Raw genomic sequence first — 24819 nt, forward strand, 5'->3', positions numbered from 1 at the left:
ATGCCCGCGATCGAGTGTCACACCACGCTGAAGCACACCGACTTCATCATGCGGAACCACCGGGTGCACGACGTGTCCGTCATGCCCGGGGTGACGTTCCTCGATCTGGTGTTCCGCACGCTGATGGCGACCGGGCGCGACCCCGGGGAGATCGTCCTGCGCGAGGTGCTGTTCACCGAGGCGATCGTCACCAAGCCGGAGGCCGACCGGGAGATCCGCGTCACCGTCGACGGCTCCGACGTGCGGGCGGAGAGCCGCTGGAGCAGGGACGGGACGCCGCTGTCCGGCTGGCGGCGGAACTTCACCGGCAAGGTGGGCACGCCGAACGGCCCCGAACCCGGCCCGATCGACCTGGACGCCCTCCGCCGCGGCGCCCGGCGGCACGGCGACATGGAGGACCTGTACGCCCGCGCCAGGGCCGAGGACATCAGTCACGGCGCCCCGATGAAATGCGCGGGACGGCTGCACCACGGCGACGGCTACCTGCTCGCCGAGCTGCGGCAGGACTCGCCCGCCCCCGGCCACGAGGGCTTCCACCTGCACCCCGCCCGCCTGGACGCGGCCACCCTGGCCGGGCTCGGCCAGACCCAGGCGTCGGGGCGGGAGCCGTTCATCCCGGTCTACATCGCAGAGTTCCGCGCGCCCCGGCGGCTCGGCGCGGCCTTCCACGTGTACGCGCCGCGCCCGGAGAGCATCGCGCCGTCCGGCGACGTGATCACCAACGACTTCGGCCTCTACGACGAGCGGGGGCGCTTCGTCGCCGGGTTCGGCGGGCTGTCGTGCAAGCGCATCAGGTCGCCGCGGCTGATCGAGCGGCTGCTCGACGACCCGGCACGCCCGGAGCAGCCGTCCGCCACCGGCCACAACGGCTCCGGCGACCTGGTGGGCCGCCTGCGCGAACTCGTCGCCGGGCCGCTCGGCCGCCAGCCCGGCGAGGTGCCCACCGGGACCGGCTTCTACGACCTCGGCCTGGACTCGGTCACGCTCGTGGACATCAGCGAACGGCTGGAGAAGATCGTCGGGCGGCGGCTCTACCCGACCCTGCTGTTCGAGTACGGCGACATCGACAGCCTCGCCGCCCACCTGTCCTCCGCCTACGACCTCACCCCTGGGGAGCCGGAGCCCGAGCCGGGCGAGACGCGCTGCTTCCGCGACGTGTGGGTGCCGCTCCCCGAGGACGGCGACGACCCCGGCGAGTACCGCGAGATCACCCCCGGCGCCCGGTACGACGGCTCCCGGCACCTGGTGCTCCGGGCCACGCCGGGGGAGCCGGCCGACCCGTGCCTGGCCGTCTGGGAGACGGCGAAGGCCGTCCTCGCCGCGAAGCCGGAGCGACCGGTCACCCTCACCTACGCCCACACCGGCGACGACCCCGCCCACGAGGCCGTCGGCGCGCTGGCCAGGACGATCACCGCCGAGACCCCGCTGATCCGCTGCCGCACCATCCGCCTGGACCCCGCCGCCGCCACTGCCACTGCCCCTGCCCCTTCCACCGCCTCCGCCGACGTCCCGGCCTCCGCCGACGTGCTGCGGGACGCCTCCGCCGAGCCCGAGATCCGCTACGAGCGCGGCGAACGCCTGGTGCGCCGCTGGCTCCCGGCCGAGCCGGGCGAACCGTCCAAGCCTGGCGAACCGTCCAGACCGGGCGAGCCCGGCGAGCTTGGCGGGCGCGTCGCGATCAGGAAGGGCGGCGTGTACGTGATCGCCGGCGGGACGGGCGGCATCGGCCGCCTCCTCGCCGAGCACCTGGAACGCCGCCACCAGGCCACCGCCGTGCCCGTCAGCAGGAACGCGGAGATCTCCGCCGACCTGACCGACCTCGACCAGGTCGAGCGCGCCCTCGCCACGGTCCGGGCGCGCCACGGACGCATCGACGGCGTCGTCCACTGCGCGGGCGTCAACCGGGACGGGCTCTACCCGGGCAAGCGGGCCGCCGACATCGAGGCCGTGGTGGCGGCCAAGGCCCTGAGCGTGCGCCACCTGGACGCCGCCACCAAGGACGACGATCTGGACTGCTTCGTAGTGTTCTCGTCGGTGTCGGCGTCGCTGGCCAACCCGGGGCAGGCCGACTACGCCTTCGCGAACGCGTACCTGGAGGAGTTCGCCCGGCGGCGGGCGGCGCGGCGGGACCGGCCGGGCCGGACCCTGGCGGTCGCGTGGCCGTACTGGGCCGAGGGCGGGATGCGGGTCGGGCCGGAGACGATCGAGCGCGCCCGCACGGCCACCGGGATGGTCCCGCTGCCCACCGAGGCCGCCCTCGACGTGTTCGACCGCGCCCTGAGCGGGACCGAGGACGTCCTGACGGTGCTGCACGGCGACGCGGACCGCATCCCGGCGCTGCTGCCGCCCGCCCCGCCGCAACCGTCGCCCCGCCCGGCCTCGCGGCCCGCGCCCGCCACGCCCCGCGCGCAGGCGCGGCCGGCGGGTGGCGGCGAGCCCGGCGGGGTGCGCGGCGACGAGCCCATCGCGGTCGTCGGGCTGGCCGGACGTTACCCGCAGGCCCCCGACCTGCGTGCCTTCTGGCGCAACCTGGCCGAGGGACGCGACTGCATCGAGGAGATCCCGGACGGCCGCTGGAACCACGACGAGATCTACGACCCCGAGAAGGGCGCCCGCGGCAGGACGTACGGCAAGTGGGGCGGCTTCCTCGACGGCGTCGACCGCTTCGACCCCGCTTTCTTCGGCATCTCCCGCCGCGACGCCGAACGCATGGACCCGCAGGAACGGCTGTTCCTCCAGACCTGCTGGCACGCGCTGGAGGACGCCGGCCACCCGCCGGAGTCGCTGTCGGCGCAGAACGTCGGCGTGTTCGCGGGCGTCATGTGGAACCACTACCAGCTCGTCGAGGGCGGGGAGGGCGGCGTCGCCCCCACGGCCATGCACGCCTCCATCGCCAACCGCGTCTCCTACACCCTCGACCTGCACGGCCCGAGCATCGCGCTGGACACCGCCTGCTCCTCCTCGCTGACCGCCGTCCACCTGGCCGTCGAGAGCCTGCGGCGCGGCGAGTGCGACCTCGCCCTGGCCGGCGGCGTGAACGCGACCGTCCACCCGCAGAAGTACCTGCAACTCGCCCAGGGACACTGGCTGTCGGAGGACGGACGGTGCCGCGCCTTCGGCGCCGGCGGCAGCGGGTACGTGCCCGGCGAGGGCGTCGGGGCCGTGCTGCTCAGGCCGCTCTCGCAGGCCAGGGCGGACGGCGACCACGTCTACGGCGTCATCGCCGCCACCGCCGTCAACCACACCGGCCGGACCAGCGGCGCGACGGTCCCCAGCCCGCGCTCGCAGGCCCAGCTCATCGGCACGGCGATCCGCAGGTCCGGCTGGGACCCGGCGAGCATCGGCTACATCGAGGCGCACGGCACCGGCACCTCGCTCGGCGACCCGATCGAGGTCGAGGGCATGCGCCAGGCCCTGCCGGCGGACGCCGACTGCGCGATCGGCTCGGTCAAGTCCAACATCGGCCACCTGGAGGGCGCGGCCGGGATCGCCGGGCTGACCAAGGTGCTGCTCCAGCTCCAGCACGGGCAACTGGTGCCGTCCCTGCACGCCGACGAGCTCAACCCGAAGATCGACTTCGCCGCCACGCCCTTCCACGTGCAGCGCGCGCTCGAACCCTGGACCAGCGCGGACGGCACACCCCGGCGGGCCGGGGTCAGCGCGTTCGGCGCGGGCGGCACGAACGCGCACGTCCTGGTCGAGGAGGCGCCCGAGCCCGCTCCCGGGCCGGGCGCGGACGGGCCCTGCCTGGTCGTGCTCTCCGCCCGTACGCCCGAGGCGCTGCGCGACTACGCCCGCGCCTGGACCCGCTTCCTGGCCGAGACCGCCGCCACGGCGGACGGCTCCCCGGCAGGCTCCTCGGCAGGCTCTCCGGGGGGCTCCCGGGGCGGCGTCGAACGGGTAGCCGCGCTGCTCGGCATCCCCGCCGACCAGCTCGACCCCGCCGACTCGCTGGGCGACCTCGGCCTGGACCCGGCCGCGCTGATCCAGCTCGGACCGGGCCTGTCGCTGGACGACACCGTCGCCGACCTGGCCGGGCCCGGCACGTCTCTGGCCGACCTCGCCTACACCTCGCAGGTCGGACGGACCGGCATGGCCGAGCGGCTGGCGCTCGTCGTGAACGACGTGGCCGAGCTGCGGGACGGGCTGGAGGCGTACGCGGCCGGCGCGAACCCGGGCCCCGGCGTCTTCACCGGCTCCGGGGGCACCACCGGCTCCGGCGGCGAGGAGGGGACGCCGTCGGCGGCGGAGTGCGTCCGGCTGTTCCGGGACGGACGGCTGGAAGAGGTGGCGGCCGCCTGGGCCGGAGGAGCCGAGGTGCCGTGGCGCGAGTGCCACGACGGCGGGCGGCTGGTGTCGCTGCCGGTCTACCCGTTCCAGGAGGAGAGCTGCTGGCTCGGCCGCTGGCAACGCGCCACCACGGCCGCCGAGCCGCCTGCCCAGCCCCCCGTCGAGTCGCCTGCCGAGTCGCCCGTCGGGCCGCCCGCCGTGGAGACGCCGGAGGAGCAGGTCGTGGAGCTCGTGCCGGACGGGGAAGGGCTGCGGTTCGAGGTGCTGCCCGAAGGGGTGGCGCTGGTGGTGATGGGGTCCGGGGCGTCCATGTTCACCAGGGAGCTGATCGACGACCTCCAGGCCGCGTTCGCCGAGATCGCCGGGCGCGAGGACGTCAAGGCGGTCGTGCTCACCGGCAGCGGCAACGTCTTCAGCATGGGCGCCACCCCGGAGGCCCTGCGCACCCTCGCGGGCGGCGAGGGACGCTTCACCGACGTGCCCTTCCTGTACGAGGGGCTGCTGCGGTGCGACCGGCCGGTCATCGCCGCCGTCCAGGGGCACGCGTCGGGCGGCGGGCTGGCCTTCGGGCTGTTCGCCGACCTCGTCATCATGGCGGCCGAGGGCGTCTACAGCGCCAACTTCATGAAGTTCGGCTTCACGCCCGGGATGGGCGCGACGTACATCCTGGAGGAGCGGCTCGGCCGGTCGGCGGCGCACGAGATGCTCTACACCGGCCGGTCCGTCACGGGTGAGGAGCTGGCCCGGCGGGGGGCCGGGGTGACCGTCCTGCCGCAGGACGCCGTGCTGAAGGCGGCGCTCAGGCACGCCCGCTCGATCGCCGCGCTGCCGCTGCCCGCCCTGCGGGCGCTCAAGTCCGAGCTGGCCGGACGGGTGCTCGACCGGCTGACCGGCGTCATCGCGGGAGAGGCGGGGATGCACGAGCGCGTGCTGGGGGAGGAGTCGCTGGCCCGCGTCGACGACTACTTCGCCAAGGTGGACACCTTCAGAGCCGACACCCCGAAGGCCGAAGCCCCGAAGGCGGGCGCCCCGAAGGCCGAAGCCCCGAAGGCGGGCGCCGCCCAGAAGCGGTCCACCGACGCAGACTCCGTCGAGAAGGGGTCCCCCGAGGCAAGAACCTCCGCAGCAGGGGACGTCGCGGACGGCCCTGAGGCGGAGGAGGTGCGGCGGGTCATCGAGGGCACGCTCATGAGCCACCTCTACCTCCAGCCCCACGAGGTGGACGACTCGCTGAGCTTCAGCGAGATGGGGCTGGACTCGATCGGCGCCGTGGAGATCGTCCGGGACCTGAACCGGAGTTTCGGGCTCGACCTGGACTCCGTCGCCGTCTACGACCATCCGACCGTCCCCGCGCTGGTGGAGGCCGTGCGGGAGGCCGTGGCCGCCGACGGGGTGACCGTGCCCCCGCCGCGTCCCGCCCCCGAGCAGCAGGTCCCGGAGGAGCGGCCTTTCGTACCGCGGCAACCCACTCCCGCCGAGCGTGACGAGACCCCCGAACCGGGCGAACCGGAGGCGGGCCAGGTCCGGCTGCCCTCGCTGGACGGCGACCGCGCGGAGCCGGACACCACGGCCGCCCAGCCGCCCGCGCGCACCGGCACGGTCACCCTGGAGACGGTGCGACCCTCAGCCGAGCCCTCCACCCGTGAGGAGCCCTCCACCCGTGAGGAGCCCTCCACCCGTGAGGAGCCCTCCACCCGTGAGGAGCCGTCGGCCCCGGAGGAGACGCCCGCCCGGGAGGGGGACATCGCCGTCATCGGCATGGCCGGGCGGTTCCCGGACGCGCCCGACCTCCGGACGTTCTGGCGGAACCTGGCGGACGGCCGGTGCAGCATCCGCGAGGTGCCCCCCGAGCGGTTCGACGTGTCGCGGGTGTACGACGCCGACCGCATGGCGCCGGGCCGGACGTACAGCAAGTGGGCCGCCATGCTCACCGACGTCGACGCCTTCGACGCGGCCTTCTTCAACATCTCGCCCCTTGAGGCCGAGACGATGGACCCGCAGCAGCGGCTGTTCCTCCAGGAGGCGTGGCACGCCCTGGAGGACGCCGGCTACGCCGCCAGGTCCGGCCGCAGGCCGTGGGGCTGCTTCGTCGGCTGCGGCGCGGGCGACTACGCCGGCCTGCTCGCGGCGGCCGGACGCGACGACACCGGGCACGCCTTCCTCGGCAACGCCTCCTCGGTGCTGCCCGCGCGGATCGCGTACCTGCTGGACTTCGGCGGGCCGACCATGGCCGTGGACACCGCGTGCTCGTCCTCGCTGGTGGCCGTGCACCTGGCCTGCGAGAGCATCCGGCGCGGCGAGTGCGAGGCGGCGGTCGCGGGTGGGGTGGCGGTGATGAACACCCCGCGGATGCACATCTGGTGCAGCAAGGCCGGGATGCTCTCGCCGACCGGCACCTGCGCGCCCTTCGACGAGTCGGCCGACGGCATCGTGCTGGGCGAGGGCGTCGGCGTGGTCGTGCTGAAGCGGCTGGACCGGGCGCTGGCGGACGGCGACCACGTCCACGGCGTCATCCGGGCCAGCGGCGTCAACGGCGACGGCGCGAGCAACGGCATCACCGCGCCCAGCGCGTCCTCCCAGGCGGAACTGCTGGCCGAGGTGCACCGGCGGGCCGGGATCCGTCCCGGCGCGGTGGACTACGTCGAGACGCACGGCACCGGGACAGAGCTGGGCGACCCGATCGAGGTCAAGGCGCTGGCGAAGGTGTTCGGCGCGGACCGCGAGCGCCCGTGCCGCATCGGCTCGCTCAAGGCGAACGTCGGCCACACCACCATGGCGGCCGGAATCGGCGGGCTGCTCAAGACGCTGCTGGCGTTGCGGCACCGGCAGTTGCCGCCGTCGCCGGGGTTCGTCCGGGCCAACCCGAAGATCGACTTCGCGGACGGCGCGCTCGAGGTGGTCACGGAGCTGTCGCCCTGGACGCCCGGCCGCTCCGGCGAGCGGGTCGCGGCGGTGAGCAGCTTCGGCTTCAGCGGGACGAACTGCCACGTCGTCGTCGCCGAGCCGCCCTCCCGCGAACCGCGGCCCGCCGAGCCGCCCTCCCGCCAACTGCGGGCCGGTGAGCCGCCCTCCCGCCAACTGCGGGCCGGCGGGCGCGAGGACGTCGTCGTGCCCCTGTCGGCGTCGGACGAGCAGGCACTGGCCCGGCTGCGCACCGGCCTGGCCGGTCACCTCGACGCCCACCCCGAGCTGGACGTGCGCGACGTCGCCCGCACGCTCGCCGTCGGCAGGCCGCACCTGGCCGGGGCCCGGTGCGCGTACGTGGCCGGGGACCTCGCCGACCTGCGCGCACAGCTGCGCGACGGCGCCCGCCCGGCACGCGGCGAGGCGGCACGCCTCGCCGAGCGGTACACCGGCGGCGACGACCTCCCCTGGGACGACCTGACGGCGGGCGGGCGGCGGGTGCCACTGCCGGGCTACCCGTTCGCCGACGATCGCCGCCACTGGATAGGCGGCGACGACGACCACCCCACCGGCCCCACCCCCGGGCCACGGACCCGCCCCGCCGACCACCCGGCCGGCCCCGCCCCTAGGACGTCGATCCGCCCCGCCGACCACCCGGCCGGCCCCGCCCCTAGGACGTCGATCCGCCCCGCCGACCACCCGACCGGCCCCACCCCCGGGACGTGGATCCGCCCCGACGACCGGTTGGTCGCCGACCACCGGATCGGCGGCACGCCCGTGCTGCCCGGCGTGGCCCTCCTGACGATCGCCGCCGAGCGCGGCGGCCGGTCCGGTCCGGTGCGCTTCGAGCGGGTACGGTGGCTGCGCCCGTTCGAGGTGCGCGAGGCCCGCCCCCTGGACGTGCTCGTGCGCGACGACGGCGGCTTCGAGCTGGACGGGCACGCCCGCGGCACCCTGCGGACCGGCCACGGCCCACTCGGGCGGCTGGACGTCGCCGAGGTCGAGGCCCGTTGCGCGGACAGCCGTCCGGCCGACGACCTCTACCGCTCCTTCGACCGCGCCGGGCTGCACTACGGAACCGGGTTCCGGGTGCTGCGCGAGGTCCGCGTCGGCGACGGCGAGGCGCTGGGCGTCCTGCGCGACGGCGCGGGCTGGGAGGCGCTGCTGGACGGCGCGCTCCAGACCGTCGCGGCGCTGCGTCCCGAGGACGGTGAGCCCGCGATGCCGTTCAGCGTGGAGTCGGCCGAGCTGGACGGCCCGATCACCGGCCCCGCCCACGCCCACGTGACCGACGAGGGCCGGGACGGGTACACGGTCCGCCTCGCCGACGCCACAGGGCAGGTCAGGGCCGAGTTCCGCGGGCTCGTCCTGCGCACCCGCCGCCCGGCCCGCCCGGCGGACGGCATGACCTTCGCCCCCGTCTGGCGCCGAACCCAGCCCGCCACCGAATCCACCGCCGGGCCAGGCGCGGGTGGCGGGCGGGCGCTCGTGCTGCACACCCCCGCCGCCGAGCCGCTGGCCCGCGCCCTCCTGGACATCCACGAGGACGGCCGCCTGGCGCCACTCACCGCCCCCGCCCCGCCGGACGGACGGTACGACTACGACACCGTGTACGTCCTCGCCCTGCCCGACCGGAACGTCCCGCCCGCCGACGACCGAACCACCCACGACGTGTTCCGCCTGGTCAAGCAGCTTTCCGAGCAGGGGCGCGGCGGCTGGAGCCCCACGGTGAAGGTGATCGTCGCCGGAGCCGTGCGGGTGACGGGGGACGAGGAGATCGTCCCGCACGCGGCCGGCGTGATCGGCCTGACCAGGGCGGTGGCCGCCGAGCACCCGCACTGGACCGTCGCCGTCATCGACGTCGGCGCCGCGCCGCAGCCCACCGCCGACCTCGCCCGCCTGGTACGCGCCGAGAGCTGCGCCGACGAGCTGGTCGCCCTCCGCGACGGCCACCGCCACCTCCGCACCATGGAACCCCTGCCCCTGACCGCCGGCCGCAGCCCGTACCGGGACGGCGGGGCCTACCTGATCGTGGGCGGGACCGGCGGCCTCGGACGCACCCTGAGCAGGCATCTGGCCGCCACCGCGGGGGCGCGGCTGGCCCTGGTCGGGCGGCGCGAGATCAGCCCCGAGATCCGGGAGCAACTGGCCGAGATCGAGTCGCTCGGCGGCCAGGCCGTGTACCTGCGGGCCGACGTGGCCGACCGGGCCGCGTTCGGCAGGGCCGTCGAGGCGGCGCGGCAGCGGTTCGGCGAGCTCCACGGCGCCTTCCACGCCGCCCTGGTGCTGCGCGACATGACGCTCGCCAACATGGACGACGACGCGTTCGCCCAGGTGCTCGCGCCCAAGGTGGCCGGCGCCGCCGTCTTCGCCGAGGCGCTGGCGGGCCTGCCGCTGGACTTCCTGGCCTACTTCTCCTCGGCGGCCTCGTTCGTCGAGGTGGGCGGCCAGGCGAACTACGCGGCCGCCAGCACGTTCGAGGACGCCTACGCGCTGAGCCTGCCCGACCGGCCCGTCAGCGTGATCAACTGGGGCTACTGGGGCAGCGTCGGCGCGGTCTCCGGCGGCGGCTACGACAGCCGGTTCGCCGAGCTGGGCATCGGCTCGATCGAGCCGGAGGAGGGCATGGCGGCGCTGGCGTCCGTCCTGGGCTCGGGGGCGCGGCAAGCGCTCGTCGTCAAGGCGGAGCCGAAGGGCCTGGCCCACATCGGCGTCCGCACCCCGGACGCCGCCACCGAGCACGGGGAGCTGGAACGGGCGCGGACGGCGTTCGCCGCGCTGGACGACCTGGCCCGCGGGCTGCTGCACCGGTCGGCCGACCGGGTCAGGGCCGTCGAGGACGTGCGCGCGGACCGCGGACGGCTGCACGCCGCCGTGCTCGACCTGCTGGACGGGCCCGCGCCGCAGACGTCGCCGGCGGACGTGCTGGCCCGCTTCCCCGACCTGGAGCCGCACGTCAAGCTGCTGACCGCCTGCGTCGAGGCGCTGCCCGGCGTGCTGGCGGGCGAGCGCGACCCCATGGAGGTGCTGTTCCCCGGCGGCTCGATGAGCCTGGTCGAGCAGGTCTACAAGGGGCAGGCGGTCTCGGACCACTTCAACCGGCTGCTGGCCGGGGAGGTCGCCCGCGGCGGCCCCCGCCGCGTCCTGGAGATCGGCGCCGGTACGGGCGCGAGCACCGGCTTCGTGCTGGACGCCCTCGAAGGTCAGGACGTCGAGTACACCTACACCGACGTCTCGCCCGGGTTCCTGCGCCACGGCGAGCGGGAGTTCGGCGCGCGCCGCCCGGACCTCGTCCTCGCCCTCTTCGACGTGGAACGCGACCCGGCCGAGCAGGGCTTCGAACCCGGGTCCTACGACGTCGTGCTGGCCACGAACGTCCTGCACGCCACCGCCGACGTCGGCCGGACGCTGCGCAACGCCGCCGCGCTGCTGCGTCCCGGCGGCCGGCTGCTGGTCAACGAGGTGACCAGGGCGGCCGACTTCCTGACCCTCACGTTCGGGCTGACCCCGGGCTGGTGGCGCTTCACCGACGAGGAGCTGCGCCTGCCGCACAGCCCGCTGCTCGGCGCGCCGCAATGGCAGCGGGCGTTCCGGGCCGCCGGTCTCACCCCCGCCCGCACCCTGGGCATCCCCGGCACGCCCGTCGCCGAGCTCGATCAGTGCGTCCTGGTGGGCGAGACGGCCCCCGCCACAGCCACCGGCACCGGCGCCCGCGGCTACGTCAAGCGGGTGTTCGCCGAGGTGCTCAAGTACGGGACGACCGACCTGGACGAGCGCGCCACGTTCGAGACGTTCGGCATCGACTCGCTGGTGAGCCAGAACGTCATCCACCGGTTCGAGCAGGATCTCGGGCCGCTGCCGTCCACCCTGCTGTTCGAGAACCTGACGATCGAGGAGCTGGCCGCGTACCTGGAGAACGAGCACGGCGAGCGCCTGCGCGCGGCCCTGGGCCAGGAACCCTCGCCGGAGCAGCCGGCGCGGCCCGCGCCGCGCCGCGAGCCCGCCGCGCAGGCCCTCGACATCGCCGTGGTCGCGGTGACCGGACGCTACCCGGCCTCCCCCGACCTGGACGCCTTCTGGAGCAACCTGGCGAACGGCGCGAACTGCATCACCGAGGCGGACCGCTTCGACCTGGACGCCCTGTACGACCCCAAACGCGGACGCAGGCAGCGCACCTACAGCAAGTGGGGCGGCTTCATCGAGGGCGTGGAGCAGTTCGACGCGCCGTTCTTCGGCATCCTGCCGCGCGACGCCGAGATCACCGACCCGCAGGAACGCCTGTTCCTGGAGACCGCCTGGACCCTGCTCGAAGACGCCGGCTACCTGAGCGAGCACACCAGGCAGCCGAGCACCGGCGTCTTCGTCGGCACCATGTACGGCTCCTACGGGCGCATGGCGGCGGCCGAGGGCTGGCCGGAGGGCAGGTTCGCGGGGGCGCACTCGGCGTACTGGTCGATCGCCAACCGGGTGTCGTACTTCTTCGACCTGCGCGGGCCGAGCCTCGCCGTCGACTCGGCCTGCTCGTCGTCGCTGACCGCGGTCCAGCTCGCCTGCGAGAGCCTGCGGCGCGGCGAGTGCGCGCAGGCCATCGCGGGCGGCGTGAACCTGATCCTGCACCCCGCCCACTTCGTGGCGCTCTGCTCGCTGAACATGCTCTCCGCCGACGGCGCCTGCAAGGTGTTCGACGAGGCGGCGGACGGGTTCGTGCCGGGGGAGGGCGTCGGGGCGGTGCTGCTCAAGCCCCTGGCCGACGCCGAACGCGACGGCGACCGGATCTACGGCGTCATCAAGGGCGCCTTCGCCAACGCCGGGGGGAAGACCGCGGGGTACACCGTGCCCAATCCGAGCGCCCAGGCCGCCCTGGTCTCCGAGGCGGTCCGGCGGGCCGGGCTGGACCCGCGGACCATCTCGTACGTCGAGGCCCACGGCACCGGCACCGCGCTCGGCGACCCCATCGAGATCGCCAGCCTGACCAGGGCCTTCGGTTCCCAGGACTTCGGGGACGCGGACCGCGTGGACCGGATGGTCGGCTCCGTCAAGGCCAACATCGGGCACCTGGAGGGTGCGGCGGGCATCGCCGGGCTGACCAAGGTGCTGCTGCAGTTCCAGCACGGCCAGGTGGCTCCCTGCGCGAACCTGGAGACGCCCAACTCCAAGATCGACTTCGCCGCGTCCCCCTTCCGGCCGCCGGACCGGCTGACCGACTGGCGGCGGCCCTTCCTGGACGGCGAGACGTTCCCGCGCCGGGCGGGGGTCAGCTCGTTCGGGGCCGGCGGGGCCAACGTGCACGTCGTCCTGGAGGAGTACGTCCCCACCGGCGGGGCGCCGGCGCTGCCCGACGGCGCGGGGGAGCAGGTGATCCTGCTCTCGGCGCGTACCCGCGACCAGCTCCGCGCCATGGCGGGCCAGGTCGCCGACGTCGCGGCGAGCGGGCGGGCTGGGCTCGCCGAGCTCGCCTACACCACCCAGGTCGGCCGCGCCGAGCTGCCCGAACGGCTCGCCGTCCGGGCAACCACCTTGGACGAGCTCGCCGCCCGGTTGCGTTCGTTCGCCGGCACCGGCGAGGCAGAAGGCGTCCTCGTGGGGACGGCGAAGCCCGGCCCCAGCCAGCCTCCCTCTTCGGACGGCGTCGGCCAGACTCCGCCTTCGGACGGGGCTGGTCAGTCTCCACCGAAGGCTGGCGTCGGCCAGGCTTCGCCGGAGGGCGGCGCGGAGGGGCTCGGGGCCGGATGGGTCGCAGGCGCCCGGGTGGACTGGGCCGCCAACTGGCCCACCCCCCACCCGCGTCGCGTGACCCTCCCGCCCTACCCCTTCGACCGCCGCCCCTACTGGCTCCCCACCTCTCAGCCCGCCACCCACCCCACCGACCGAACCAACACCCACCCCACCGACCAGACCACCAGCCGCCCCGCCGACCAGCCCGCGTCCCACCCCGCCGACCGCCTCACGAACCAGACCAGCGGCGACCCCGCCCACAAGCCCACCGACCAGACCGCCGGTGCCCCCACCGGCGGGCCCGGCGACCAGCCCGGCAGCACGCCCCGGCCTCCCGCCCTTCAGCCGACTCACGCCGACGCGGCCGCCCCTCGGGCGGGCTCCGAGCTCGCCGCCGGGTCGGCGTCCGCTCAGGGAGCGGGGGAGGCCGCGGACGGGCGTTGCACCTACCTGCGCCCCCGCTGGACGCCCACCGCACTCCCCGAAGGCCCCCGGGAACCGGAAGCCCTCCTGGTGATCACCGCCGACGACCGGCTGGCCGAAGAACTAGGCGGCACCCGGCTCCACCCCGACGACGCCTCCCCACCGGACGATGCCCCCGAACAGGCCGCCCGGCGGTTCGGCGGTCTGGGACGGGCTCCTGACGCCGTCGTGATCGCCCCTTCCGACCCGTTCCCCGGGACCGCCGCCTTCGACGTCCTGCTGCGCACGGCCACCGCCGTCCTGCGTGACGGGGGCCCGCTCAGGGTGGTGGTGTCCGCCACGACGGGCGAGCCGCACCACACCGCCCTGGCCGCCGCCCTGCGGACGCTGGCCCTGGAGCACACGGGGTTCAGCGGCGTGTGCGTCACCGGCGCCACCCCGGCGCAGGTCGCGGCCGAGCTGCGGGCGCCCGCCGCCGGGACCGCCCCCGAGCAGCGGGTCTCCGAGGTCGCCTGCCGCGACGGCGCCCGTCTGGTGAAGGGCATGGAGCCGTACGAGCCGCCGCCTCCCGCGCTGGACGTCCGGCCGGACGGCACGTACCTGATCACCGGCGGCGCCGGGGCCATCGGGCTGGCGTTCGCCCGCTTCCTCGCCGGGCGCGGGGCGGCGAAGCTCGTCCTGACCGGACGCTCCGAGCCCGGCGGCGACATCGAGCGCCGGATCGCCGGGCTGCCCGCCGTGTACGTGCGCGCCGACGTGTGCTCGGCCGCTGACCTGCGTGACCTGTGCGACCGGTACGGCCCCTTCCACGGCGTCATCCACGCCGCCGGGATCCACCGGGACGCGCGGGCCGTGCGCAAACGTCCCGAGGACACGCGGGCCGTGCTGGAGCCCAAGATCCTGGGCACCGTCCTGCTGGACGAGGCCCTGCGCGGGCAGCCGCTGGACTTCCTGGCGCTGTTCTCGTCGGTGGCGGCCGAGACCGGCAACATCGGGCAGATCGACTACGCCTACGCCAACGCCTTCCTCAACCACTTCGCCGAGCGGCGCGAGCGCCTCGGGCACGGCAGGACGCTCGCCGTCGGCTGGCCGCTGTGGGAGGACGGCGGCATGAAGGTGGACGACGCCACCCGCCGGCTGTTCGCACGCCGCTGGGGCAGTGTCCCGATGAGCACCGCCGCCGGGCTCGCCGCCTTCGCCCGAGGGCTGGCCGGAGCCGAGACGAGCTTCGCCGTGGTCGAAGGCCCCGCCGAGCCCGCCCCCGAAGGGTCCCAGCCGCCCGCGAACCCCGAATCCGAGGTTATGGAGATGAGTGAGCCCATGTCCGCGACGGAGACGACCGGGTCCGACGACGATCTGATCGAGGCGGTACGGGCGGAGCTGCGCCGCGCGGCGGCCGGCTTCCTGCTGGTGGGCGAGGAGCACGTGGACCTCGACGCCGAGCTCATGGACATGGGGTTCGACTCGATCTCCATGGCCGAGCTGGTGGACCAGGTCAACGAGCGGTACAAGCTCGACCTGCTGCCGACCGTGCTCTTCGAGGCCACCGACCTGGCCACCTTCTGCGACCACCTGCTCGCCGAGCACCGGGCCGAGATCGCCGCAGCCCACACCGCACCAGCCCCCGCCCACAGCTCGCCCGCCCCCGCCACCCCACCCGCCCCCGCCGCAGAACCTCTCGCCGCCCCCGCCGGACGGCAGGAGGACGCCGAGCCAGGCCCGGCGCCGGAGACCGTGACCTCGCCCCCACGGCCCGGCGCCGGGACCTCCCCGACCGCCCCAGACAACCCACCGACCACAGCGACCGGCACAGCGACCGGGACCGCGACCGGCACCCCGGCTGCGACCGCGACGGTGACCCCCGCGACGGCCACCCCCGCGACGGGCGGCATCGCGATCGTCGGCATGGCGGGCATGCTGCCCGGCTCCGCCGACCTGGACGACTTCTGGCGCCACCTGACCGAAGGCCGCGACCTGACCCGCCCGGTCCCCGAGGACCGGCGCGAGCTGCGCGAGAACCCCGAGACGGCGAACGTCCGCGCCGGCTTCCTGGACGACGTGCGCTCCTTCGACGCCGCGCTGTTCGGCATCTCGCCCAAGGAGGCGGCGATGATGGACCCGCAGCAGCGGCTGTTCCTGCAGACCGTCTGGCGGGCCGTCGAGGACGCCGGTTACCGCCCCGCCGACCTGGCCGGCACCAGGACGGGCCTGTTCGCGGGCGTGTCCGCGTGCGACTACGACGACCTGCTGCGCGAGCACGGCGTGCCGGTCGAGGCGCACACGGCCAGCGGCGTGGCCGACTGCATCCTGGCCAACCGCGTCTCCCACCTGCTGGACCTGCGCGGCCCCAGCGAGGCGGTCGACACCGCCTGCTCCAGCTCGCTCGTCGCCCTGCACCACGCGGTACGCGCCATCGAGGACGGCGAGTGCGACGCGGCCATCGCCGGCGGCGTCAACCTGACGCTCAGCCCGGGGCTCTACATCGCCTTCGCCAAGTCCGGCATGATCAGCGAGGACGGCGTCTGCAAGACGTTCGACGAGCGCGCCGACGGCTACGGCCGGGGCGAGGGCTGCGGAGCCGTCCTGCTCAAGCCGCTGCGGACGGCGCTGGCGGACGGCGACCAGATCCTCGCCGTGATCAGGGGCAGCGCGGTCAACCACGGAGGCCGGGCCAGCTCGCTCACCGCGCCCAATCCCGAGGCGCAGGCGCGCGTGCTGGTCGACGCCTACCGCAAGGCGGACGTCGACCCCGCCCGCGTCACCTACATCGAGGCGCACGGCACCGGCACCAGGCTCGGCGACCCGATCGAGATCGAGGGCATGAAGAAGGCGTTCGCCCGGTTGTACGCCGACCGCGGGCGGCCCGCGCCGGACGTCCCGCACGTCGCGCTCGCCACCGTGAAGACCAACATCGGCCACCTGGAGGCGGCGGCCGGCATCGCCGGGCTGCTCAAGGTGCTGCTCTGCATGCGCCACGGGGCGCTGCCGCCGACGATCCACTACGAGCGCCCCAACCCGTACGTGCGGCTGGAGGGCAGCCCGTTCACCATCAACACGCGGCTCACGCCGTGGGACGGGCCGGACCGGGTGGCCGGGGTCAGCTCGTTCGGCTTCGGCGGCACGAACGCGCACGTGGTGCTGGAGGCGTACCGGCAGGAGGTCCCGCCGGAGAAGGCGGGGGAGCCGCGGGTCCTGGTGCTGTCGGCTTCTCGCCGGGAGGCCCTGGAGGAGTACGCGGGGAACGTCGCCCGATACATCCGGGAACATCCGGAGATCGGCCTCGACCGCATCGCCTGGACCCTCCAGAACGGACGCCGCCACCTGTCCGAACGGCTCGCCGTGGTGGTCACTGATCGCGAGCAGGCCGTACGGGCGCTGAGCGGCGAACCGGCGGGCGTGCACAGGGGCACCGCCCGCAGGGACGCCCCGGCGCCGTGGGGCACCGGGCCGGAGGAGCTCGCCGAGGCGTGGGTCTCCGGTAGCGAGGTGGACTGGCAGGGATTGTGGCAGGGGCCGCGCCCGGTGCGGGTCTCGCTGCCCGGCCCGCCCTTCGCCCGCGTCGAGCACTGGTTCACCGCGCCCGAGCCGTCTCCCGCCGCCGCCTCGGCCGCCGCCCCGGCAGCCGCGTCAGGGGCCGTGCCGTCCGCCGCGCCTTCGGACGGCGGGGTCGTGCGGCGGACCAGCGACGGGAAGGTGCGCCTGCGCGCCGCCAAGGGCGGCCGGACGCCGGACGCCCCCGCCCCCGCCGAGCGGGCGGAGGCCGCGCGGCTGGAGGAGACGCCGGTCGCGCCCGCCGGGAGCGCCGGCGGGCCCGCCGGGGTGGAGGAGATGCTGCGCGAACGGCTCTCCACGATCCTGGACGCCGACCCCGCCGGCGTGGACGTGGACACCCCCTTCGAGGAGCTCGGACTCGACTCCATCTTCCGGATGGAACTGGTCAAGGCGATCAACACCGCCTTCTCCCTCGACCTCCAGGCAGCCGAGCTGTACGAGTACGACACGGTGGACCGGCTCGCCCGCGCCGTCGAATCAGCCATCACCGACTCCGCCCCCACCCAAGAACCGAAACCCGCCCAAGAGCCGAAACCCGCCCGTAAGCCGAAACCCACCCCAGCGCGCGCCACCGAACCGACCTCGAAACCGCCTCGGAGACCGGCCTCGAAACCCGCGCAGAAGGCCGCAGAACCCGCCCCCAAGCGCACCCGCACGTCCGAGCAGGCGCGGGCGCAGGCGCCCGGCCCGGCGCGGGCCAAGGCCCGGGAGAAGGCGGGCGCCCTGGAGGACCAGCTCGCGGAGCTGGTCGGCGCGATCACCGAGCGCCCGTTCGACGACGCCCGCAGCTTCGCCGACAACGGCCTGACCTCGTTCGAGATGCTGCGTGTGGTGAGCGTCCTGGAGAAGCAGGTCGGCGCGCTGCGCAAGACCCTCCTGTTCGACCACCCCACGCTCGCCGACCTGGCCGCGCACCTGCGCGACGAGCGCGGCGCGCAGTCCGTACGCCTCCCGGAGCAGCCGGACGGACCGGCCCCGTTCGAGACGCGGGCGCGCGACGGCGAGCCGGCCGTGCTGCTGAAGCGGGACCTGCACCGGCACCCGGACCTGCGGGACCTGGTGGCCGGCATCGACCGCCGCCACGCCAAGGAAGGCGGCCTGGCCGGACGCGACATCGCGCCGCTGGCCTTCATCGGCTCGGCGCGCGAGGGCTACCTGCACGTCTCCGAGAACGGCGGCAACCTGCTGGCCTGGAGCTACGCCGGCTCGGAGGAGTACTTCCAGGAGCTGGTCGAGGAGTACACCGCCTACGCGCGCGGACGCGGCCTGCGGCCCAACTTCCTGTCCCTGCTCCCGGTGCGCGAGGTGGCAGGGGAGCCGTACAGCGCGACGCCGTTCGGCGCCGTGCAGCGGCTCGACGACCTGGGCTCGTTCACGCTGAAGGGCGGCCGGATGGAACGCCTGCGCTACATGGTGCGGCGCTTCTGCAAGGCGGGCGAGTGCCGGACGGACGAGTACCGCTCGGGCGAGGACCCCGCGATGGACCGCAGGCTGGCCCGGCTGGTGGACGAGTGGGCCGGCCGCAAGCAGATGGTCAACCCGTACGTGTCGGTCGTCCGGCGGGAGATCGAGGAGGGCCGCCTGGACGACAGGCACCGCGTCTTCGTCACCTACCTGGACGACGAGGTGGCCAACGCCGTCGTCATCACGAAGATCCCGTCGGAGAACGGCTACCTGCTGGACGTCGAGTTCTACCCGAAGGGCATGCCGCTCGGCGGGCTGGAGTTCGCGATCGTCCAGATCATCGAGCAGCTCGTGGAGGAGGGCTGCACGATGTTCAGCTTCGGCGCCAGCTTCGGCGTCGAGACGGAGGAGTCGGCCAACGCCGCCCCGGACGTGCGCCAGGCGCTGGACGAGCTGCGTTCCGCGGGCATCTTCGGCGAGGGGAACTTCCAGTTCAAGAACAAGTTCCGGCCGGTGAACGTGCCCATCTACCTGTGCCAGCCGGAGGGCGAGGACCGCACGCCGGTCTCGGAGATCATCCTCATGATCGCCGACCCGGACCTGCGCCCCGCCACCACCGGAAACCCGGTGGAAGACGACCCGGCAGAGGACAAGCCGGGCGAAGACAAGCGGGCTGCGGACAAGCCGGGCGCGGAGGATCTGCTGGCCCGGTACGGCGGCGAGCCGGCCCGGGTCCCCGCCCACCACGTCACCACCGACCTGATCACCGACTCCTGGGCCGAGCTGGACGCCCCCTGGATCGCCGAGCGGCTGCGGCGCCTGACGGAACGCTCGGCCGCCCGCCCGGACACGGAGATCGACGGCCTGCCGTTCCCCTTCGTCGTCCCGACGGGCTCCGGCCGGGCGGCCGAGGCGCTGCTGTGCCGGTCGTGGCCGGGCCGGCGCGGCCGGGTGCTGCACAACGGCCTGTTCCCGACCTGGTTCCTGAGCCTGGCCGACAACGGCTTCAAGCCGGTCGAGCTGCCCGGCGGCCCCGAGATCGACGTCGAGGCGCTGGAGGCGGAGCTGGCCGGGGACGAGCCGGTGTCGTTCGTCTGCGTGGAGGTGTCCAACAACGCGGCCGGCGGCGCGCCGACCTCACTGGCGAGTCTGCGCGCGGTCAAGGAGGCCGCGGCCCGGCACGGCGTCCCGCTGGTGATCGACGGCGCCCGCGTGGTGGACAACGCGGTGGCGGTCGCGGACGGCCGGGACGTGTGGGAGGTCGTCGGAGAGCTGCTGGAACTGGCCGACAGCGCCACGATCAGCCTGTCCAAGGACTTCGGGGTGCCGTTCGGCGGCCTGCTCGCCACCCGCGACGACGCCCTGCGCGAGCGGGTCGCCGAGCGGCTGGAGACCTGGGGCAGGGACGTCGGCCTGGCCAACCGCCGGATCATGGCGGCCGCCCTGGAGGACCGCGAGACGGTGGCCGAGCAGGTGCGCGCCCGGACCGAGGCGGTGGCGGCGCTCCGGCAGGGCCTGTCGGAGGCGGGCGTCGCGCTGGAGGGCCCGCCCGGCGGCCACTGCGTGCTGCTGAAGGACGCCGACCACGTGCGCATCTTCCGCGAGACGGGCATCAGGGGCGCTCCGCACTTCGGCCGCCAAGGCGTGGTGCGCCTGGCGGTGCCGGTCGGCCTGAGCGTCGAGGAGGCCAAGGACGCCGCCGCCCGCCTGGGCGCCCTCCTGAGCACCGACGCCCAAAAACCCGACACCCAAGAAACCGACACCCAAGAAACCGACACCCGAAGAGCCGACGCCCGAAAAGCCGACGCCCGAAAAGCCGAGGCCGGCAGGCGGAGGAACCCCGACAATCCCAACCTGGCGATCCTGCGCGAGCACAACCCCGACGTCGAGCACGAGATCGTCACCACCGCGGACGGCGACGTCGAGCTGTTCAGCGCCGGCTCCGGACCGGCCCTGCTGCTCATGCACCCGTTCAACGTCGGCGCCGGCGTCTACGCCCGCCAGTTCGAGGGCCTGGCCCACCGCTACCGCGTGACGAGCGTGCACCATCCGGGCGTCGGCGCGACCACGGCCGCCGCCGACCTGTCGCTCGGCGGCCTGGCCCGGCTCTGCCACGACGTGGCGGGCGGCCCGGCGCACGTGGCCGGGGCCTCGTTCGGCGGGCTGGTGGCCCTGGCGTACGCGCTCGACCACCCCGATGACACCGAGTCGCTGATCCTGATCGGCAGCTCCTGCCGCATCGGCAACCGGGTCGGCGACATCGACAAGCTGGAGGTGGTGGCCACCCAGGACTTCGACCGGGTCATCGAGGGCAGCGGGTCCAAGCGGCTGCGCAAGCGGCGGCAGGCCCTGATGCGGCTGCTGCTGCGCGCCGAGAGCATGGCCCCGCAGGTCGGCCTGCGCTACCTGGACGTGTTCGCCGAGCGCCCGGACCTGGGCGACCGGCTGCCGGAGATCCGGGCGCGCACGCTGATCGTCCAGGGCCGGTACGACACCGTCATCCCGGCCAAGACCGCGCACCTGCTGCACGCCCTGATCCCCGACTCCCGGTACGAGGAGATCCCCGACGCGGGTCACTTCCCGCAGCTCACCAGCCCCGACCACGTCAACCGGCTGATCTGCGAGTTCCATGATGAACAGAATTGACGACAGCACCGTGACCAGGACCGAGCTGGTCAAGCCAGGGATGTGCGGGCCCAGCTCGCTGTTCATGGGCGAGGTCGGCGACTGGACCTGGGACACGGTCAGCGCGCTGTGCGGCACGAACGCCTTCGACGCGCGCAACGCCGCCGGCGACCCGACGTACCTGTCGTTCTACTACTTCCACGTCAGGGGCAGCCGCGACCTGCACGTCAACGCGCTGACGTTCGGCGACGAGCTGGAGGTCACCTCCCGGCTGTTCGGCTTCGGCAGCGAGTCGGTGCTGGCCCTGCACCGGATCGGCCGCGGCGGCGGCCGGGCGGGCGAGCTCGACCCCGACCGCTTCTACGCCTTCGACGACCCCGGCTGCATCTACGTCGAGACCTTCAACCGCTGGATCTCGCGCAGCGCCCCCGGCAGCAACGAGGGGCTGGTCAAGTCGTCGCCGGTGGACTTCAGGCACGAGCACCTGCCGACGCTGCCCGGCGCGTACTCGCCGAGGAAGGTCTACGGCCACGCGAGGAGCACCGGCACGTTCCTGGCCCGCAAACCGGACGACCCGGTCACTTTCACCGCCGACTACCCGGTGGAGCCGTCCAGGGACCTCAACGGCGTGGGCCTGCTCTACTTCGCCTCCTACTTCGCGATCGTCGACTGGGTGCTGCTGCGCTTCTGGCGCAGCCGGGGGATCGGCGTCGCCGACTTCCTCCGGCGGGTCGTGCTCGACCAGCGGCTGTGCTACCTGGGCAACGCGAACGCCGACTCGGTGCTGCGGGTGAGCCTGGAGTGCTGGCCGGCGCCGCAGGACGAGAACGAGGAGATCGTCAACCTCGTCATGGAGGACCGGGGCCGCACGATCGCGGTCAGCACCCTGCGAGTTCTCAGGAGGGGAGACACCGATGACGACGCGTGACCACGTCGAGGGCGTCGTGCACAAGACGATCGACGAGATCCTGCCCGGCGTCGAGATCGACGGCCGGGCGCACCTGAAGGACCTGGGCGCGGACTCCGTGGACCGGGTCGAGATCATCCTGGCCGTGCTCGACCGGCTCGGCGTGCGCGAGCCGCTGTCCTCCTTCGGCGGCGTGCCCAGCATCGACGCCCTGGTCGACTTCCTGTGGGAGCGTGTGAGGTGAACGTCGGAATCGAGGCACTCAACGTCTACTGCGGCCTGGCCCAGATCCCGGTGCCGGAGCTGTTCGAGGGGCGCGGGCTCGACGCCGAGCGCCTGGGCAACCTGATGATGCGCAACCGCTCGGTCGGCCTGCCCTTCGAGGACCCGGTGACCAACGCCGTCAACGCCGCCCGGCCGATCGCCGGCGACGACCGGATCGAGATCCTGATCACCTCCACCGAGTCCGGCCTCGACTACAGCAAGTCGGTGGCCTCCTACGTGCACGAGTACCTGGGGCTGCCGAGGAGCTGCCGGGTCGTGGAGGTCAAGCAGGCGTGCTACGCGGCCACGGCGGCCGTCCAGCTCGCCGCCGCGTACGTCGCCTCGGGCGTCTCGCCCGGCGCGAAGGCGCTGGTGATCGCGACGGACGTGGCGCTGGTGGACGAGCGAGCCGCCTACGCCGAGCCCGCCATGGGCGCCGGGGCGGCGGCCGTGCTGATCAGCGACCGGCCGCGCGTCCTGGACCTGGATCTGGGGGCGTTCGGCAACCACAGCTACGAGACGATGGACTCGGCCCGGCCGGGGCCGACGTTCGACATCGCCGACTCCGACCGCTCGCTGTTCGCCTACCTCGACTGCCTGACGAGCTGCCTGGCCGGCTACCGGTCCAGGGTCGAGGACGCCGACTTCGCCACCACCTTCGACCACCTGGCCATGCACACCCCGTTCGCCGGGATGGTCAAGGCCGCGCACCGCAAGCTGATGCGCGAGTCGGGCGGCGGCACGGCGTCGGTCGAGGAGGACTTCGAGCGGCGGGTGCTGCCCTCGCTCGCCTACCCCAGGCGGGTGGGCAACCTCTGCTCCGGCTCGGTCTACCTGGCCTTGGCCAGCCTGATCGACCACGCCACCCTGGACGGCCCGGCCCGGGTCGGCCTCTACTCCTACGGCTCGGGCTGCTCGTCGGAGTTCTTCAGCGGCCTGATCGACGAGGAGTCGGCGAGCACGCTGGCCGCGATGCGGATCGGCGAGCACCTGGACGGCCGCTGCGAGCTCGCCTTCGACGAGTACGCGGCGCTGCTGCCCGAGACCCTGACCTGCCTCGTGCCGGAGCGGGACAGGCAGGTCGACGTGGACGCCTACGAGCATCTGCTCGGCCGCGCCCGCTTCGACCGCGATCTCCTGGTGAACACCGGGACGAAGGACTACCACCGAACCTACGAATGGCTGGCACCATGACCAATGCGGAGATTTTCGAGACCGTCAAGCAGAACGTCCTGAGGGTGCTGCCGGACCTGCGGCCCGGCGACGTGACGACCGAGGGCACCCTGACCGACCTGGGCGCGAACAGCGTCGACCGGGCCGACGTGGTCACCATGAGCATGGAGGACCTCGGGCTGACCGTGCCGGTGTCGGAGTTCCAGGAGGTGCACGACATCCGGTCCCTGGTGGACCTGCTGGCGAGGCATTCATGAAGGTCGTCGTCACCGGCATGGGCATCGTCTGCTCGATCGCCTCCACCGTCCCGTCGTTCACCAGGGCGCTGCGGGCCGGGCGGTGCGGCATCGGGCCGGTGCCCGACCCCGGCGACGGCGGGCCGCGCCTGGCCGCCCTGGTCAAGGGCTTCCGCTTCCGGGAGGCGGTGGCGGCCCGCCGCCGCCTGCCCGAGGAGATCGTGCGCAACGCGCTGCGGGCGGCCAACCGCTCGCCGAAGCCGCTGCAGATGGACCTGGTCGCCGCCATGCAGGCGTACGAGCAGGCCGGGCTGCACGAGGCGCGGGCCGACCCCGAGCGGATGGGCCTGGTCGTGGCCGGGCACAACCTCAGCTCCGGCTACGCCCACGACCTGCACCCCAAGTACGAGGACAACCCCGCCCACCTGCCGGCCAGGTTCGCGCTGCACTTCATGGACACCGACCGGGTGGGCACGCTCAGCCAGGTGTTCGGCATCAGGGGCGAGGGCTACACCGTCGGCGGCGCCTCGGCCAGCGGGAACGTCGGCATCATCAACGGCAGCCGGCTGGTGGAGTCGGGGGCGGTGGACGTCTGCCTGGTGGTGGGCGCCATGACCGACCTGTCGCCGATGGAGAAGCGCGGCCTGGCCACGCTCGGCGCGGTCGCCGGCGTCGAGGAGCCGCAGCAGGCCAGGTGCCGGCCGTTCGACGAGGAGCACGAGGGGTTCGTGCCCGGCCAGGGCGCCGGCTGCGTCGTGCTGGAGAGCGCCCGCTCGGCCGCCGCGCGCGGCGCGCCGGCGCTGGCCGAGCTGTGCGGCTACGACCTGAAGCTGGACGCCAACAGCCTGCCCGACCCGCGCGAGGAGGGCGAGGCCAAGGTCATGGTCAACGCCATGGCCAACGCGGGCGTCGGGCCGCGCGACATCGACTACGTCAACGCCCACGCCACGGCGACGCCCAGCGGCGACGTGGCCGAGCTGGCCGCGCTGCGCAGGGCGCTGGGCGACAGCTTCGGCCGGCCGTGGGTCAACTCCACCAAGGGGCTGATCGGCCACTGCATGTGCGCGGCCGGCGTGGTGGAGGCGATCGCGACCGTGGTGCAGATGCGCCGCGGCTTCGTCCATCCCAACCTGAACCTGCGCCATCCGATCAACCGCGACTGCCGGCTCGCACCCGGCAGGCTGCGGGCCGCCGACATCCGTTACGCGCTGTCCAACAGCTTCGGGTTCGGCGGCTTCAACACCTGCATCGTCCTCGGACGCGAGCGTTGACCGAAGGCCGACGCATAGCGCCCAGGGTCAGGGGTAGCGAAAAAGAGAGCAAAAA

Annotated in this window: 6 protein-coding genes; all 6 read left to right on the top strand. The window is 74.1% G+C overall.

Annotation, left to right across the window (positions count from 1 at the left end; all coding sequences use genetic code 11):
- From ACIBST_RS10825 to ACIBST_RS10850, 6 genes are read left to right on the top strand one after another with little or no spacing between them, the layout of a single operon-like run.
- The gene (locus tag ACIBST_RS10825; RefSeq protein WP_397170826.1) at positions 1-20934 is read left to right on the top strand and encodes an SDR family NAD(P)-dependent oxidoreductase; all 20934 of its coding nucleotides are present in this window, start codon (positions 1-3) and stop codon (positions 20932-20934) included.
- Complete coding sequence (locus tag ACIBST_RS10830; RefSeq protein ID WP_397170827.1) at positions 20918-21841, top strand: LnmK family bifunctional acyltransferase/decarboxylase; 924 nt, start codon at positions 20918-20920, stop codon at positions 21839-21841. Before ACIBST_RS10825 ends, ACIBST_RS10830 begins: the two co-directional genes overlap by 17 nt.
- Entirely contained in the window at positions 21828-22064 is a 237-nt protein-coding gene (locus tag ACIBST_RS10835; RefSeq protein ID WP_397170829.1) for a phosphopantetheine-binding protein, read from the top strand. Before ACIBST_RS10830 ends, ACIBST_RS10835 begins: the two co-directional genes overlap by 14 nt.
- Positions 22061-23278 carry a hydroxymethylglutaryl-CoA synthase family protein gene (locus ACIBST_RS10840; protein WP_397170830.1) on the top strand — a complete coding sequence of 406 codons (1218 nt, stop codon included), beginning with the start codon at positions 22061-22063 and terminating at the stop codon, positions 23276-23278. The genes ACIBST_RS10835 and ACIBST_RS10840 overlap by 4 nt, the downstream gene beginning before the upstream one ends.
- Complete coding sequence (locus tag ACIBST_RS10845) at positions 23275-23514, top strand: phosphopantetheine-binding protein (RefSeq protein ID WP_358298245.1); 240 nt, start codon at positions 23275-23277, stop codon at positions 23512-23514. The genes ACIBST_RS10840 and ACIBST_RS10845 overlap by 4 nt, the downstream gene beginning before the upstream one ends.
- Positions 23511-24764, top strand: coding sequence for a beta-ketoacyl synthase N-terminal-like domain-containing protein (locus ACIBST_RS10850; RefSeq protein ID WP_397170831.1), 1254 nt, complete (start codon positions 23511-23513; stop codon positions 24762-24764). Before ACIBST_RS10845 ends, ACIBST_RS10850 begins: the two co-directional genes overlap by 4 nt.
- Positions 24765-24819 lie beyond the last annotated feature (55 nt).

It is taken from the genome of Nonomuraea sp. NPDC049684 (assembly GCF_044465345.1).
Lineage (GTDB): Bacteria > Actinomycetota > Actinomycetes > Streptosporangiales > Streptosporangiaceae > Nonomuraea.

Bases quoted from the DNA above. Each gene is read 5' to 3' on its own strand.
- ACIBST_RS10825 (WP_397170826.1), top strand. From the start codon at position 1: ATGCCCGCGATCGAGTGTCACACCACGCTGAAGCACACCGACTTCATC.
- ACIBST_RS10830 (WP_397170827.1), top strand. From the start codon at position 20,918: ATGATGAACAGAATTGACGACAGCACCGTGACCAGGACCGAGCTGGTC.
- ACIBST_RS10835 (WP_397170829.1), top strand. From the start codon at position 21,828: ATGACGACGCGTGACCACGTCGAGGGCGTCGTGCACAAGACGATCGAC.
- ACIBST_RS10845 (WP_358298245.1), top strand. From the start codon at position 23,275: ATGACCAATGCGGAGATTTTCGAGACCGTCAAGCAGAACGTCCTGAGG.
- ACIBST_RS10850 (WP_397170831.1), top strand. From the start codon at position 23,511: ATGAAGGTCGTCGTCACCGGCATGGGCATCGTCTGCTCGATCGCCTCC.